This window comes from Novosphingobium clariflavum (assembly GCF_026420865.1).
Taxonomy (GTDB): Bacteria; Pseudomonadota; Alphaproteobacteria; order Sphingomonadales; family Sphingomonadaceae; genus Novosphingobium; species Novosphingobium clariflavum.
In genome coordinates this window covers 156,985-171,044 of the sequence record NZ_JAPCWC010000004.1, presented here as the reverse complement: position 1 = coordinate 171,044, position 14,060 = coordinate 156,985, and the positions used below count along the sequence as shown (strand labels likewise).

The 14,060-nt window shown below is 67.3% G+C and carries 16 protein-coding genes; 7 read left to right on the top strand and 9 right to left on the bottom strand.

Features of this window, described 5'->3' with window-relative positions:
- The first annotated feature begins 69 nt into the window (after positions 1-69).
- Entirely contained in the window at positions 70-2,703 is a 2,634-nt protein-coding gene (gene mutS, locus OKA11_RS06940) for a DNA mismatch repair protein MutS (protein ID WP_456094059.1), read from the top strand.
- 25 nt (positions 2,704-2,728) lie between these two features.
- Positions 2,729-2,950, top strand: a complete 222-nt coding sequence (locus OKA11_RS06935; protein ID WP_267219485.1) for a hypothetical protein — start codon at positions 2,729-2,731, stop codon at positions 2,948-2,950.
- A 291-nt stretch (positions 2,951-3,241) separates the two neighbouring features.
- Here the strand turns inward: OKA11_RS06935 and OKA11_RS06930 are convergent, their stop codons facing one another.
- The 5 genes from OKA11_RS06930 to gluQRS form a co-directional block, all read right to left on the bottom strand.
- Positions 3,242-3,562, bottom strand: a complete 321-nt coding sequence (locus tag OKA11_RS06930) for a hypothetical protein (protein ID WP_267219484.1) — start codon at positions 3,560-3,562, stop codon at positions 3,242-3,244.
- Positions 3,563-3,662: 100 nt separating this feature from the next.
- Positions 3,663-4,532, bottom strand: a complete 870-nt coding sequence (locus tag OKA11_RS06925; protein ID WP_267219483.1) for a 3-hydroxyacyl-CoA dehydrogenase family protein — start codon at positions 4,530-4,532, stop codon at positions 3,663-3,665.
- Positions 4,533-4,566: 34 nt separating this feature from the next.
- Positions 4,567-5,136: a cob(I)yrinic acid a,c-diamide adenosyltransferase gene (locus OKA11_RS06920; protein ID WP_267219482.1), complete on the bottom strand. Its 570-nt coding sequence runs from the start codon at positions 5,134-5,136 to the stop codon at positions 4,567-4,569.
- A 59-nt stretch (positions 5,137-5,195) separates the two neighbouring features.
- On the bottom strand, positions 5,196-5,429 hold the full coding sequence (locus OKA11_RS06915; RefSeq protein ID WP_207079688.1) for an HIG1 domain-containing protein: 234 nt from the start codon (positions 5,427-5,429) through the stop codon (positions 5,196-5,198).
- Positions 5,426-6,271: a tRNA glutamyl-Q(34) synthetase GluQRS gene (gene gluQRS, locus OKA11_RS06910; protein WP_267219481.1), complete on the bottom strand. Its 846-nt coding sequence runs from the start codon at positions 6,269-6,271 to the stop codon at positions 5,426-5,428. Before gluQRS ends, OKA11_RS06915 begins: the two co-directional genes overlap by 4 nt.
- Positions 6,272-6,594: 323 nt before the next feature.
- Here gluQRS and OKA11_RS06905 point away from each other — a divergent pair, with 323 nt between their 5' ends.
- Complete coding sequence (locus OKA11_RS06905; RefSeq protein ID WP_142636274.1) at positions 6,595-7,203, top strand: HNH endonuclease; 609 nt, start codon at positions 6,595-6,597, stop codon at positions 7,201-7,203.
- Between the two features lie 12 nt (positions 7,204-7,215).
- Here OKA11_RS06905 and OKA11_RS06900 read toward each other — a convergent pair whose 3' ends face one another.
- Positions 7,216-8,502 carry a dicarboxylate/amino acid:cation symporter gene (locus OKA11_RS06900; RefSeq protein ID WP_267219480.1) on the bottom strand — a complete coding sequence of 429 codons (1,287 nt, stop codon included), beginning with the start codon at positions 8,500-8,502 and terminating at the stop codon, positions 7,216-7,218.
- Between the two features lie 133 nt (positions 8,503-8,635).
- Between OKA11_RS06900 and glmM the strand changes: the two genes are divergently transcribed.
- The 3 genes from glmM to thiD all read left to right on the top strand — a co-directional run bounded on the left by glmM (position 8,636) and on the right by thiD (position 11,066).
- Positions 8,636-9,976: a phosphoglucosamine mutase gene (gene glmM, locus OKA11_RS06895; protein ID WP_267219479.1), complete on the top strand. Its 1,341-nt coding sequence runs from the start codon at positions 8,636-8,638 to the stop codon at positions 9,974-9,976.
- Positions 9,977-10,011: 35 nt separating this feature from the next.
- Positions 10,012-10,236 carry a DUF1272 domain-containing protein gene (locus OKA11_RS06890; protein ID WP_267219477.1) on the top strand — a complete coding sequence of 75 codons (225 nt, stop codon included), beginning with the start codon at positions 10,012-10,014 and terminating at the stop codon, positions 10,234-10,236.
- 80 nt (positions 10,237-10,316) lie between these two features.
- Entirely contained in the window at positions 10,317-11,066 is a 750-nt protein-coding gene (thiD, locus tag OKA11_RS06885) for a bifunctional hydroxymethylpyrimidine kinase/phosphomethylpyrimidine kinase (RefSeq protein WP_267219722.1), read from the top strand.
- Here thiD and OKA11_RS06880 read toward each other — a convergent pair.
- Both OKA11_RS06880 and OKA11_RS06875 read right to left on the bottom strand, forming a co-directional pair.
- Complete coding sequence (locus OKA11_RS06880; protein WP_267219476.1) at positions 10,963-11,574, bottom strand: GNAT family N-acetyltransferase; 612 nt, start codon at positions 11,572-11,574, stop codon at positions 10,963-10,965. The genes thiD and OKA11_RS06880 overlap by 104 nt on opposite strands.
- An 8-nt stretch (positions 11,575-11,582) precedes the next feature.
- Complete coding sequence (locus tag OKA11_RS06875) at positions 11,583-12,458, bottom strand: LOG family protein (RefSeq protein WP_267219475.1); 876 nt, start codon at positions 12,456-12,458, stop codon at positions 11,583-11,585.
- A gap of 97 nt (positions 12,459-12,555) precedes the next feature.
- On the opposite strand from OKA11_RS06875, the gene OKA11_RS06870 reads away from it, so the two are divergent.
- Positions 12,556-13,608, top strand: a complete 1,053-nt coding sequence (locus tag OKA11_RS06870; RefSeq protein WP_267219473.1) for a S66 peptidase family protein — start codon at positions 12,556-12,558, stop codon at positions 13,606-13,608.
- Positions 13,609-13,660: 52 nt separating this feature from the next.
- Here the strand turns inward: OKA11_RS06870 and OKA11_RS06865 are convergent, their stop codons facing one another.
- Positions 13,661-13,990, bottom strand: a complete 330-nt coding sequence (locus OKA11_RS06865; protein WP_267219472.1) for a hypothetical protein — start codon at positions 13,988-13,990, stop codon at positions 13,661-13,663.
- Positions 13,991-14,060 lie beyond the last annotated feature (70 nt).

Genomic DNA, 14,060 nt, shown 5'->3' with positions numbered 1-14,060 from the left:
ACGCGATAGGGGAAAGGCGTGTTTGCGCCGCTTCACAAGGGGCAAGGCGCGGCGCTAACGCTCATGGCCATGAGCAGCACGACCGATACCGCCGCCGCGACCCCGATGATGGCGCAGTACCTCGCCTTGCGAGAGGTGGCGGGCGACTGTCTGCTGTTCTATCGGATGGGCGATTTCTTCGAATTGTTCTTCGACGATGCGAAAACCGCAAGCCAGGTTCTCGATATCGCACTCACCACCCGCGGCGAACATGGCGGTGCGCCGATTCCGATGTGCGGCGTGCCGGTCCATGCGGCGGAGGGCTACCTTGCCCGTCTGATCAAGGCAGGTTGCCGTGTGGCGATTGCCGAGCAGACCGAGACGCCCGCCGAGGCCAAGGAGCGCGCCCGCAAGGAAGGCCGGGCATCCAAGGCTCTGGTCCGGCGTGACATCGTGCGTTTCGTCACGGCTGGCACGCTGACCGAAGAATCGCTGCTGGAACCGCGCCGCGCCAACGTGCTGGCGGCGGCCTGCGAGGTGCGCGGGCTGGTGGGCATCGCGGCCTGCGACATCTCGACCGGGCGCATGGAACTGGAAGAGTGCTTGCCCGACCGGCTGGGCGCGGCGCTGGCGCGTCTTGGTGCGCGCGAACTGGTTGTGCCGGATGGTTGGGAACCGGCGCCGGAAGGCGCGATCCGCCGGTCCGCGCACGAGTTTTCTTCCGACGGCGGCGAGGAGCGGCTGAAGCTGGTCCACGGCGTCGCCACGATTGACGGGTTCGGCGCATTCACCCGCGCCATGCTGGCGGCGGCGGGCGGGCTGATCGCCTATCTCGACCATGTGGGCCGGGGCAAGCTGCCGCTGCTGCTGCCGCCCGAGGCGCGCAGCAGCGACGGCGCGCTGGCGATGGACGAGGCGACCCGCGCCAGTCTCGAAATTCTCGAATCGTCGCAAGGTGGCCGCAAGGGCAGTCTGGTCGAGGCGATCGATCGCTGCGTCACCGGCGCCGGTGCGCGCCAGCTCGCCGAAGACCTTTCCGCCCCGCTGACTGACCGCCATGCGATTGCCGAGCGTCTCGAAATGGTCGAGTGGCTGCATGACGATGCCCTGCTGCGCGAGGACATGCGCGCGGCGCTGCGGGCGCTGCCCGACGTGGGCCGCGCGCTGGGGCGCGTGGTGGCGGGGCGCGGTTCTCCGCGCGATCTGGGCCAGCTGCGCGACGGTCTTGCCGGCGCGCGGCGCATCGGCGAGCGACTGGCGCAGATCGCCGGGTTGCCGGTGCTTTTGGACCGGCTGATGCCTGAACTCGGCGGTCATGCGGGGCTCGTCGATCACTTCGCGCAGGCGCTGGTGGAAACCCCGCCGACCGAGCGCGGGCAGGGCGGCTATATCGCCAGTGGCTACGATGCCGCCCTCGACGAGCTGCGCGTCACCTCGGGCAACGCGCGCCGCGCGATTGCCGCGCTGGAGGCAAAGTACCGCGAGGAAACCGGCGTCGCCGCGCTGAAGATCAAGCACAACAACGTGCTCGGCTACTTCATCGAAGTGCCGCAGCGTCATGCCGACAAGCTGCTGGAGCCGGACAGCGGCTTCACGCACCGCCAGACGATGGCCGGGGCGATGCGTTTCAACGCGCTGGCGCTGCATGAAGAGGCGAGCCGCATCACCGAGGCGGGCGCGCATGCGCTTGCCGCCGAAGAAGCGCATTTCGAGGAACTGGTGGCCGAGGCCGTCGCCGCCCGCCACGCCATCGCCCGTACCGCCGCAGCGCTTGCCCGTTTCGACGTGGCGGCGGGACAGGCCGAGCGCGCGGCCGAGGGCGGCTGGGCCCGCCCCGAGGTGGTCGACGGCCTTTCGCTCGAGATCGAAGGCGGCCGCCACCCAGTGGTCGAGGCGGCGTTGAAGGTGCAGGGCGAGCGTTTTGTCGCCAACGATTGCCGCCTTGCCAGCCATGACCGGCTCTGGCTGATCGGCGGCCCCAACATGGGCGGTAAGTCGACCTTCCTGCGCCAGAACGCGCTGATCGTGCTGCTGGCGCAGGCGGGGGGCTTCGTGCCTGCCAGGTCGGCGCGGATCGGCATGGTGGACCGCCTGTTCAGCCGCGTCGGCGCGTCGGACAACCTCGCGCGCGGGCGTTCGACCTTCATGGTCGAGATGGTGGAAACCGCGGCTATCCTCGCGCAGGCGACCGACCGCAGCTTCGTCATCCTCGACGAGGTCGGGCGCGGCACCTCGACCTATGACGGCCTGGCGCTGGCCTGGGCGGTGGCCGAAGCCGTCCACGAGACCAACCGTTGCCGCTGCCTTTTCGCCACGCACTACCACGAGATGGCGCGGCTCGGCGAAACCTGCGAGGCGCTGTCACTTCATCACGTCCGCGCGCGCGAGTGGAAGGGCGATCTGGTGCTGCTCCACGAACTGGCGGAGGGGCCGGCCGATCGCAGCTATGGCCTTGCCGTCGCGCGCCTTGCCGGGGTGCCGCCCAAAGTCATCAGCCGCGCCAAGTCGGTGCTGGAAAAGCTGGAAAAGGGCCGTGCGGAAACCGGGGGGCTTGCCGCTGGCCTCGGCGACCTTCCGCTCTTCGCGGCGGCGCAGGACACCCATGAGGAACAGGGCGACGTCCTGCGCGACAAGCTGCGCGAGATGGACGTCGATGCACTGAGCCCGCGCGATGCGCTGGAAATCCTCTACGATCTCAAGCGCGAGGCAGGCACGGAGTCTTAACCACCCCGGGGCTAGGTTCGCGCGCATGTTCGGGCCCAAGATCAGGAATGTCTTCAAGAGCCGCTGGCACGCGCTGTTCTGGGCGGCCAGCATCCTGACGACCGCCTATTGCACGGTGCCCTCGCCCGATGGCGACGACAGCGACGATTCGGTGACGCAGTTCGCCGAGAGCGTTGCGGCGCGTGCGGGGGCGCAGCAGCAGGCCGGGCACAAGAACCCCTGGGCGAAAGACCCGGCGCCGAACTGATCGCCTAGGTCGTAAACTCATAAACGGCACCATCGAGGCGCCCAAATGGCGAACAGATCGGGCCGAAGTTGCCGCCGGGCGGGCTGGTTGCCCGTCCAAGGCAGCTTCGGTTCGAGATGGAAGCCATTTGGGCGCCCCTTCGGGGTTTACCTTGCGGTGAGCTTCGCTTGACCAAAATGGCCCAGCGCTGCGTCGGGAAGTCTTGAAATATCGACATATTCCATCGCCTTCCCTCCTGTCGCTGAGCCATTTTGCCTCAAACCTCGATGGTGCCGTTTATGAGTTTACGGCCTAGCTGTCGTCGTCCGCAAAATCCTCATCGGCGGCATTTTGCTTGCCGTAGCGGTCTTCGAGGTCGTCCATGGTCTCTTCGCCGCGATAGGCGGACATGTCGATGACGCCGCTCGAGTCCATCTGGTTCATGTGATCGACGAGGTCCTCTACGTCATCCTCGTCGTCGATGCCGCCTTTCACCTTCTCGCTATCCTCCAGCCCAAATGGGTCGGTGGCGCGATCCTGTGCCTGTTCGGCGACCGACTGGGCCTGCGCTTCCTCGTCATCCTGTTCGGGATTGAAGGTTTCGGGTGCGGAATCGTCGGAACGGTCGATCATGGCGAGTCTCCTTTGCCGGTTAAACGGCTAAGGGATCGCCCCGGTTCCGGTCTTGGACCTTTGCGACGCAAAGCGTGGCTTTGCGTCGCAAAGACTTGCGTCAGCGCGTGGGCACCGGCACTTCGCCCGAATAGTCGTAGAACCCCCGGCCCGACTTGCGGCCGTACCAGCCCGCCTCGACGTACTTCTGGAGCAGCGGCGCGGGGCGGTACTTGGGATCGCCGGTGGTGGCGAGGAACACCTTCATGATCTCGTAGAGGGTATCGAGGCCCACGAAATCGGCCAGCGTGAGCGGACCCATCGGATGGTTGGCGCCCAGCCGCATGCCCGCGTCGATATCCTCGACCGAGGCGAGTCCCTCGCCCAGCACGAAGATCGCCTCGTTGAGCAGCGGGCAGAGGATGCGGTTGACCACGAAGCCCGGGGCATCGCCCGCCAGGACCACGGTCTTGCCCAGCGCCTCGCCGAAGGCCTTCATCCGCGCGGTCGTTTCGGGCGAGGTCGCGAGGCCGGGGATCACCTCGACCAGGCCCATGACCGGCACCGGGTTGAAGAAGTGGAGGCCGCAGAAGCGCGCGGCGTCGGGCGAACTGGCGGCCATGCGGGTGATCGGGATCGAGCTGGTGTTCGAGGCGAGAATGGCATCGGCGCCCAGCACTTCGCCCACGGCAGCAAAGATCTTCAGCTTGATGTCTTCGCGCTCGGTGGCGGCCTCGATGATGAGGTCGCACTCGCCCATGCCGGAATAGTCGCCCGCAGTGGTGATGCGGGGCAGCAGTGCATCGACTTCGGCCTGGGCGATCTTTTCCTTCGCCACCAGCCGGGCGAGGCCCCTGGCGATGCCGGCCTTGCCCTTCTCGGCGTTCTCGACCGAGATATCGGAGAGGATCACGTCCATGCCCTTGCCCGCCACGGTCTGGGCGATGCCCGAGCCCATGATACCCGCGCCGATGATTCCGACTTTGCGCACTGCCAAACTCCTCACGTTGTTATGGAACGGGCGCCTAGCGGTTCTGGCCGGGCACCCAAAGCACGTCGTCCGCGCCATTGGCATTCACCGCCCGGGCGAGGACGAAAAGATAGTCGCTGAGGCGATTGAGGTAGCACAGCGCCGCCGGATTGGCGGGCACTTCGGCGCCCATGGCGACGGCGGCGCGCTCTGCCTTGCGGGCCGAGGCGCGGGCGATGTGGACGCGTGCGGCGGCCTCGCTGCCGCCGGGCAGGATGAAGCTCCTGAGCGGCTGGAGATGGGCGTTGATCGCGTCGATCTCGCCCTCCAGCCAGGTGACCTGCGGGAAGACCACGCGCAGCGTCATCTCGCCGGGGGTGAAGTCGTCACCGGGGGTGGCAAGGTCGGCGCCCAGGTCGAACAGGTCGTTCTGGATACGGGTGAGCACGGCGGCGTGCGGCGTTTCCGTCAACGCGCAGACGGCAAGGCCGATGGCGCAGTTGACCTCGTCCACCGCGCCGATCGCTTCCATGCGCGCGGCATGCTTGGGCAGGCGGGAACCGTCGACAAGGCCCGTGGTGCCGTCGTCGCCGGTGCGGGTGTAGATCTTGTTGAGCTTTACCAAGGTGAGGTCCTTTGAAATCCGCAGGCAGGCGGATTCGGGCGGCAAAAACCGAGTGCGGTCTAGCGCGCCATCGCCAGCAGGATCGCGCAGACCAGCACGGCGGCGGCCTGGTACTTGATGCGGTTGAACATCATCTTGTTCTGCAGAAGCTGGTTTGCGGTCGGGCCGGTGGCGCCGGGATCGCGATTGAGGTCTTCCTTCGTGCCTTGCATGAAAGCGACGATGCCGCGCACGAGGCTGACGACAACCATGATCACCAGCAGGATGATGATGGGGACGAGAATGGTGCTCATGCCGACAGGTCTACGCCCGTGCCGAGCGAAATGCCAGCCGGGAAGCGCCCTTGCCGGAGCGCCTCCACGATGGCTTTGCCGTCCTCGCCCGCGCGCCGGCGATCGCCCAGCGAGGGGGAACCGCGCCGCTTGGCCAGCTTGCGCCCGTCGGGCTCCACCAGCAGCGGGTGATGGTGCCAGACCGGCACCGGCAGGCCGAGCAGGGCTTGCAGCAGGCGGTGGACGTGGCTGGCCGGAAACAGGTCCATGCCGCGCGTGACGAGGGTGATGCCGTCCGCCGCGTCGTCGAGCGTGGCGGCAAGGTGGTAGCTGGCGGGCAGCTCTTTCCTCAGCAGCACGACATCGCCGAAAATTGCGGGCGCGGCGGGCTGCGGACCGGCGCGTTCGTCGCGCCATTCGAGCGGGCCGGCAAGGTCCAGCGCGCGGGCGACGTCAAGCCGCCATGCGGCGCCTTGGGGATCGACCGCCTGGTGGCGACAGGTTCCGGGATAGACCGGGCCGTCTGGGCCCATCCGGGTGGCGGCAGCGGCGATCTCGGCGCGGGTGCAGCGGCAGGGGTAGAGCAGGCCCATGGCTTTGAGGCGCTCTGCGGCCTCGACGTAGAGGTGAAGGCGCCGGGACTGGAAACCGGCCTCGCCGTCCCAGCCAAGGCCGAGCCATTCGAGGTCGCGGAAAAATTCCTCGGTGAATTCCGGGCGGCTGCGTTCGCCGTCGATATCCTCGATCCGCAGCCGGAATTCGCCGCCCTGGGCGCGGGCAAGATCGTGCGCGACCATGGCGGCATAGGCATGGCCAAGGTGCAGCGGGCCGTTGGGGCTGGGGGCAAAGCGGGTGCGGATCATTGTTTACGGCCTAGTGGATTGATTTTGACATGTGCATCCCCCTGGCGGACGGGATGGGTTTGCCGATGTCGCAATCGAACCCCTAGCCGCTGGGCATGGCTCCGCAAGGCCTTGCAGGCTTGTGGATAACCGTGGGGGAAGATGTGCGTGAAGTGTGGGCAGCTTGTTGGCAGCTTGTGGGTTGTCTGTGGAATCCTTGTGGTGAAGCTGTGGATTGTTGTATGGGGCCAGCCCCGAGGCGGCTTGACGCCGACTCGCGATAATGCTGCAAAGAAACCCATGCGTTGCCATGAAACCGCAATGACAGCCTGCGACAGGAGGCCATGCTCAGATCGGAGCTGATGGAGCGCGCGGCCCGGTTCCGCAGCGCGGAGGAAGATCCCTCCCGAAGTCTTTCGGACTGCCCTGCGCTGGTGCTCAATGCGGACTACACGCCGCTTTCCTACTATCCGCTCAGCCTCTGGCCCTGGCAGACCGCGATCAAGGCGATCTGTCTCGAACGGGTGGATATCGTCTCCAGCTATGACCGGGTGGTCCACTCACCCAGCTGGTCGATGCAGATTCCCTCGGTGATCGCCCTCAGGCAATATGTGAAGCCTTCCGAATTTCCGGCCTTCACCCGTTTCAACCTATTCCTGCGCGACCGGTTCAGCTGCCAGTACTGCGGCTCTCCCCATCAGCTCACGTTCGACCACGTGATCCCGCGCCGTCTTGGCGGCCGGACCAGCTGGGAAAACATCCTCACCGCCTGCTCCCCCTGCAACCTCAAGAAGGGCGGGCGCACGCCCAGGCAGGCGAACATGCCGCCGCTGGTCGCACCGATCCGCCCGACCAGCTGGCAATTGCAGGAACGCGGCCGCGCCTTCCCGCCCAACTATCTGCACGAAACCTGGCGGGACTGGCTTTACTGGGACATCGAACTGGAAGCCTGACGCGGGTTTTCCTCAGTGCAGGGTCTCGGCCTCTTCCCTGTCGGCATCGACGCTGGAATCGACCGCAGTCGTCAGCGCCACGTCCATCGTCACATTGCCCACCGTGCGCATGAGGTCGGGCAGGACTTCCACCGCCACCAGCACGCCGAGCGGCCAGAGCGGCACCCCCATGGCGGCCGCGATCGGCCCGATCGAGGAGACGAAGCTGATCGTGCCCGGCAGCGAGACCGCGCCGAACGTGGTCGCAAAGGCCACCAGCGCGCCGGCGACCAGCGCGCCGCCGGTGAGTTCGACGCCCGCCAGCTTGGCGGCGTAGACGGCCACCGCCATGTTCATTGCCGGGCCGGTCGCGCGGAACAGGGTGACGGCGAGCGGCAGCACGAATTCCGCGGTGGTGGCCGAGACGCCGAGCTTGCGGCTGGATGCCAGCATCGCCGGGACCGTGGCGATCGAGGACTGGGTCGAGATCGCGACGATCTGCGCGGGCAGGATGGCGACGGCGAAAGCCGGCAGCGAGCGCCGCCCCGCAAACACCGCGATCAGGTAGCCCGCGATCATCATCACGCTGCCGACCGTCACCACCAGGATGATGTAGTGGGCCAGCGCCCCGAGCGCGGCGCCGCCGCTGCGCACGCCGAGGCCGAAGCCCAGCGCGAAGACGCCGATCGGCGCCAGCCTCAGCACCCAGCCGATCACCACCATCATCGCCCCGGCAAGCCCTTCGAACAGCACTGCCAGCAGGCGGCGCGGTTCATCGGCCAGTCTCGTGGAGGCGATGGCAAAGAGGGCAACAAAGACGATCACCGGCAGCATCGCATCGGCGGCGGCGGCCGAGATCACGTTCTCCGGCATCAGCGAGGAAAGGAAATCGGCAATCCCGGGAACCTTGCCGGGGTCTTCGGGGTGGGCGAACTGCACGCCGGCGGGAATCGGGAAGAATTTCAGCAGGATCGGCATCAGCACCGCACCCAGCGTCGCGCTCAGGGCGAGGAAACCGATGATGGTGCCGAGCGTGCGGCGGGCCATGGCGCCCGCGCTCGCCACCGCGATGGTCTCGACGATGCCGGTGAACAGCAGTCCCGCCACCAGCGGCAGGATGGTCATCTGCAAGCCCTGCAGCCACAGCGAGCCGATCGGCCCGGCCACTTCAAGGATCGGCACCGCCATGGGATTGCCGGCCAGCACGAGGCCAAGCACCAGCCCGGCGACAAGGCCGATCAGCGTCAGGGTGCCGGGAACGCGGATCTCGGGGATGCGAGAGGCACTGCTTTCGGCGGCCTTGGGGCTGGGGCTATGCATCGGGCTCCTGGGAATTTGCGACCTTCGTCTGGTTGTTCATACTGATGACGGGGGCGCATGGCAATTTGCCCAAGGCTTGGGTATGAGCCCGCGTCATACCCCATTCACGAAATGGTCTCCAAGAGGGCAGGTCATGAGCAGACAGTTCTTCGGCACCGACGGTATCCGCGGTCGCACCAACCAGGGCGCGATGACCGCCGCCATTGCCATGAAGGTCGGCCAGGCCGCCGGAACCCGCTTCCTGCGCGGGACCCACAAGCACCGCGTGGTGATCGGCAAGGATACCCGCCTGTCGGGTTACATGCTGGAAAACGCGATGGTCGCCGGTTTCACCAGCGTCGGGATGGACGTGGTCCTGCTCGGCCCGATGCCGACGCCTGCGGTCGCCCTGCTGACCCGCGAACTGCGCGCCGATGTCGGCGTGATGATCTCGGCCAGCCACAACCCTTACGAGGATAACGGCATCAAGCTGTTCGGTCCCGACGGCTTCAAGCTCTCCGACGAAGATGAGCTGGCGATCGAGGCGATGCTGGCGCAGGACATCGCGCTGGCCCCGTCCGAGGACATCGGCCGGGCCCGCCGCATCGACGACGCGCGTGGCCGTTACATCCACGCCGTCAAGCGCTCGCTGCCCGAGGCGATCCGTCTCGACGGTCTCAAGATCGCGGTCGATTGCGCCAATGGCGCGGCCTACCAGGTGGCGCCTTCCGCATTCTGGGAACTCGGCGCCGAAGTCGTGCCGATCGGCGTCACCCCCAACGGCAAGAACATCAATGCCAAGTGCGGCTCCACCCATGTCGAGGCGCTGCAGGAGACGGTGGTTTCCTCGGGCGCCGACATCGGCATTGCGCTCGATGGCGACGCCGACCGCCTGATCGTGGTCGACGAGAAGGGCCAGACGGTCGACGGCGACCAGATCATGGCGCTGATCGGCACCCAGCTGGCCGCGCGCGGCGCGCTGCGTGGGGGCGGCGTGGTGGCGACGGTCATGTCGAACCTCGGTCTCGAGCGCTACCTGAACGGCCAGGGCCTGACGCTGGAGCGCACCAAGGTGGGCGACCGCCATGTGCTGGAGCGGATGCGCGCGGGCGGTTTCAATGTCGGCGGCGAACAGTCTGGCCACATGATCCTGCTCGACCATGCGACCACCGGCGACGGCACCGTGGCGGCTCTGCAGGTGCTGGCCGCGCTCGTGCAGTCGGGCAAGCCGGCGAGCGAGATGCTCCACCTGTTCGATCCGGTGCCGCAGCTGCTGCGCAACGTGCGCTTTGCAGGTGGAAAGCCGCTGGAGGCGGACCGCGTGAAGGCGGTGATCGCCGAGGCCGAGGCCGCGCTCGCGGGCAAGGGCCGTCTGGTGATCCGTGCTTCGGGCACCGAGCCGGTGATCCGCGTTATGGCGGAAGGGGACGATGCCGGTGAGGTCGAGGCGGCGGTCGCATCGATCTGTGCCGCCGTGGAAGAGGCTGCTGCCTGATCCTTCGACAGGCTCAGGATGAGCGGAGATTTTGAATGCTTGAAATGCGCCCCGATTGCGAACGCTGCGGCACCGACCTTCCGGCCGATGCCCCCGGCGCCTTCATCTGCAGCTTCGAATGCACTTACTGCGTCGAATGCGCCGATGCCCTGGACGACCTGTGCCCCAACTGCGGCGGCGAACTGGTAGACCGGCCGACGCGGGCGAAGCAGCACTTCGATTCCGCGCCGCCTTCCAAGGAACGGCGCTTCAAGGGCTGATGCTGTAGCGGCGCGCCAGCGGCAGAACTTGTCGAAGCGCGCCGGTGCTGCCATCAGCCTTGGCCATGACCACACCGCTCATGACGCCGCCGGCCCGCATCCTGTCCATCGCCGGTTCCGATTCGTCGGGCGGGGCGGGCATTCAGGCCGACATCAAGACGATCACCGTGCTGGGCGGGTATGCGATGACCGCGATCACCGCGATCACCGCGCAGAACACCTGCGGCGTGACCGATGTGGTGGCGCTTTCGCCGCAGATGGTGGCGGCGCAGATCGATGCCTGCGTCAGCGACGTCGGTGTCGACGCGGTGAAGATCGGCATGCTCGGCAGCCCCGAGATCGCGCATGTCGTGGCCGAGCGTTTGGAAGCGCTGGCGGTGCCGGTGATCTTCGACCCGGTGATGATCGCCACCAGCGGCTCGATCCTCGCCGACAAGGCGACCATCGCCGGGTTCGAGCGGTTGATGGCGCTGGCCACGCTGACGACGCCCAATGTTCCCGAACTGGCCGTGCTGGGCGGTGACGAAGGCATGGCGGCGCGCGGGGTGACGTATATCGCCAAGGGCGGCGATGCCGATGGCCCGCTGGTCGAGGACCGCCTCGTGCGTCCCGGCAGGGAGGCGCTGACCTGGAGCGCGCCGCGCATCGAGACGCGCCACAGCCATGGCACCGGCTGCACGTTCTCCAGCGCCATCGCCACCTGCATGGGACGCGGCGAGGACCTCGTCACGGCGATCGCGCAGGCCCGGGACTTCGTGCGCGGCGCCCTGCTGGCCGCGCCGGGCTTCGGCGCCGGGCATGGCCCGCTGGGCCATCACGCGATGGCTTGAGGGGGTATCCGGGCGCGTTCAGCCGCAAGTAGACGCTGTCGCACCAGGTCTCCCCGACTTGCCAGGTGCGTGCCGCGCGGCCGGTTTCGCGAAAACCCAAGCCCGTGAGCAAGGCCAGTGACCGCCGGTTGCGCGGGTCCACATCGGCCGTCACGTGGGGCAGCCGGTGCACGGCGAAGGCACGGTCCGTGACGGCCTGCAGCGCCTCGCGGGCATAGCCCTGCCCCCAGAACGCGGGATCGAGGATGAAGCCGATCTCGGGAAAGCGCCAGAGCCCGGCCTTGCCGATCACCCGGCCTTCCAGCGAGATGATGAAGTCCTCGCCCTCGCCCGGCGGGATGGCGATCATGCCGGCCAGCCAGTCCTGCGTCTGGGCGATGTTGGTGTGGGGCGGGCGCGACCAGTAGGCCATGGCCTCGGGCTGCACGAAGATCGCGTGGAGCGCCTCGGCATCGCCGGCAAGGGCAGGGCGCAGCAGCAGCCTTTCGGTGCGAAGCTGCGCCCCCATGCGGGATCTTATCCGCAGTCGAGGTCGTAGAAGTCGCGCACGACCTTCCAGCCTTCCTCGGCGGTTTCGCACCAGTGGAACAGCTTGAGGTCGCTCTTGTTGATCACGCCTTCCTCGGCCAGCGCCTCGAAATTGACCACGCGTTCCCAGAATTCGCGGCCATAGAGCAGGATCGGCATCGGCTTCATCTTGCCGGTCTGGATCAGCGTCAGCAGTTCGAAGAATTCGTCGAAGGTGCCGAAACCGCCGGGGAACACCGCCACCGCGCGGGCGCGCAGCAGGAAGTGCATCTTGCGCAGCGCGAAGTAGTGGAACTGGAACGAGAGGCGCGGCGTCACGTAGGGATTGGGCGCCTGCTCATGCGGCAGCACGATGTTGAGCGCCAGCGTCTCGGCGCCGACTTCGCGCGCGCCGCGATTGGCCGCTTCCATGATCGAGGGGCCGCCGCCCGAGCAGACCACGAACTGGCGCATGCCCTTTTCCACGACCGCGCACTTGCTGGCGATCTGCGCGAGTTCGCGCGCCACTTCATAATACTTGGCCTTGGCGACGAGGCGCTCGGCCACCTTCTTTTCTTCGTCGGTGGTGGCGCGGGCCAGCACGGCATCGCTCTGTTCGGGCGAGGGGATGCGGGCGGAGCCGTACATCACCAGGGTGGAGCCGATGTTGGCCTCTTCCAGCAGCATCTCGGGCTTGAGCAGTTCAAGCTGGAAGCGGACCGGGCGCAGCTCGTCGCGCAGCAGGAACTCGGTGTCCTGGAAGGCGAGGCGGTAGGAGGGGTTCTGCGTCTGCAGCGTGCCTTCCTGCGCATCGGCGAAGGAGGCTTCCTGCTCGGCCTTGTAGAACCGGCGCTTGGTGACTTTGGTGTCTTCAGTATCGCTCATCAGGGTACCTTGGCCGCAGGACGCGGCGGGAGAAAGCACAAATATCTAGGCCGCTTGCGGTTGCATGCAAGAGATTGGCGCGCCTAGTCTGGTTTCCATGGTGAATTCGATCCTTACCCGCCGCGCCGCACTGGGCGGCCTTGGCGTCATGGCGGCAGCCCTGTCCGCGTGGCCCGCGTTTTCCGCAGCCCCCGCGCCCGCTTTGGTCAAGCCGCCGCGCCTGCGCGAGGGCGACGTGCTGGGGCTGGTCGCCCCTGCCGGGTTCATCGGCGACCGTTTCGGGCTGGAGGAGGTCATGGCCAGCGTGCGCGCCATGGGGCTGGTGCCCCGGCCCGCGCCGCACATGCTGGAGCGCGAGGGCTATCTGGCCGGTTCGGATCGGACGCGCGCCGATGACCTGATGGCGATGTTTGCCGACCCGCAAGTGCGCGGGGTGATGTCGGTGCGCGGTGGCTGGGGCTGCGCGCGGATCCTGCCGCTGCTCGACTATGCGAAGATCGCGAGGACCCCCAAGCTGTTCGTCGGATTCAGCGACAATACCGCGCTGCACCTCGCCTTTGCGGCCCGCACCGGGGTGGCGAGCATTCATGGCCCCAACGCCTCGGCCTCCTGGCCGCCGGCAGCCTGGGCGAACTTCCACGCGCTCGCTTTCGAGGGGGCGACGCCGACCTGGCAGGTGCCCGTGGGCGCCGGCCTCAACCTGGCCGGGCGCGGCAAGGACTTGCGCACCTTCCGTGGCGGCAAGGCGCGCGGAAAGCTGCTGGGCGGCAATCTCTCGGTGCTCTCGGCACTGGTCGGCACGCCCTACCTGCCCGATTTCACCGGCGCGGTGCTGTTCCTCGAGGATACCAACGAATCCGAATATCGCATCGACCGCATGCTGACCCAGCTGGCGCTGGCAGGGGTGTTCGACAAGGTGGCGGGCATTGTCTTCGGCCAGTGCACCCATTGCACCAACCCCGACGGCGGCTTTTCCAACTTCACCATCTACGAAGTGCTCGATCGCCAGTTCGGCGGCCTCAAGGTGCCTTCGTTCCAGGGGCTGCAGATCGGTCATATCGCCGCGCAGGACAGCGTGCCCGTGGGGCTGTCGGTGGAGATTGACGCCGATGCCGGCACCATGCGCCTGCTGGAGCCGGCGGTCGCCTGATGCAGGCCAGGGCGGTGCCGCATGTGCCCTCGGCGCTTCATTGATCGGTGCCTCAGTTGATGAAGTGGCGTCCCAGCGCCGGGTTGGTCAGGCTGCCGAGGCCATAGCGCGAAACGAGGTCGGCATGGACCGCCTCGCTCAGCGGTTCGGCGAATTCGAGCCCGGCGGAAAGTCCTTCGGTCCAGGCCACGAAAGCCAGCGCCGGGCGGCAACCGGGCAATCCCAGGCTGACCGCTTCATCGGTCTTCAATGGGCCGATGCCCTCGACCCGCGCGCCGAAGCGGGTGAGGTCCTTGAGCACGACGGTGGAACTGGTGAGGGCATGGCGGAAGGTCGCCATGATCTCCACGGCGGCCCGCGTATTGCGGCGCTCCTGGTCCAAGGGCTCCTGGTCCAAGGGGTCCTGGTCGAGGGGCGACTGCGGGCTGTGCGGTGTCCGGTACTCCTCCATG

Excerpts from the sequence above, each read along its gene's own strand:
- OKA11_RS06870 (WP_267219473.1), top strand. The coding sequence starts at position 12,556 with ATGGTGAATTCGATCCTTACCCGCCGCGCCGCACTGGGCGGCCTTGGC.
- OKA11_RS06915 (WP_207079688.1), bottom strand. The coding sequence starts at position 5,429 with ATGAGCACCATTCTCGTCCCCATCATCATCCTGCTGGTGATCATGGTT.
- OKA11_RS06875 (WP_267219475.1), bottom strand. The coding sequence starts at position 12,458 with ATGAGCGATACTGAAGACACCAAAGTCACCAAGCGCCGGTTCTACAAG.
- OKA11_RS06890 (WP_267219477.1), top strand. The coding sequence starts at position 10,012 with ATGCTTGAAATGCGCCCCGATTGCGAACGCTGCGGCACCGACCTTCCG.
- mutS (WP_456094059.1), top strand. The coding sequence starts at position 70 with ATGAGCAGCACGACCGATACCGCCGCCGCGACCCCGATGATGGCGCAG.
- gluQRS (WP_267219481.1), bottom strand. The coding sequence starts at position 6,271 with ATGATCCGCACCCGCTTTGCCCCCAGCCCCAACGGCCCGCTGCACCTT.
- OKA11_RS06900 (WP_267219480.1), bottom strand. The coding sequence starts at position 8,502 with ATGCATAGCCCCAGCCCCAAGGCCGCCGAAAGCAGTGCCTCTCGCATC.
- OKA11_RS06930 (WP_267219484.1), bottom strand. The coding sequence starts at position 3,562 with ATGATCGACCGTTCCGACGATTCCGCACCCGAAACCTTCAATCCCGAA.
- OKA11_RS06935 (WP_267219485.1), top strand. The coding sequence starts at position 2,729 with ATGTTCGGGCCCAAGATCAGGAATGTCTTCAAGAGCCGCTGGCACGCG.
- glmM (WP_267219479.1), top strand. The coding sequence starts at position 8,636 with ATGAGCAGACAGTTCTTCGGCACCGACGGTATCCGCGGTCGCACCAAC.
- thiD (WP_267219722.1), top strand. The coding sequence starts at position 10,317 with ATGACGCCGCCGGCCCGCATCCTGTCCATCGCCGGTTCCGATTCGTCG.
- OKA11_RS06880 (WP_267219476.1), bottom strand. The coding sequence starts at position 11,574 with ATGGGGGCGCAGCTTCGCACCGAAAGGCTGCTGCTGCGCCCTGCCCTT.
- OKA11_RS06905 (WP_142636274.1), top strand. The coding sequence starts at position 6,595 with ATGCTCAGATCGGAGCTGATGGAGCGCGCGGCCCGGTTCCGCAGCGCG.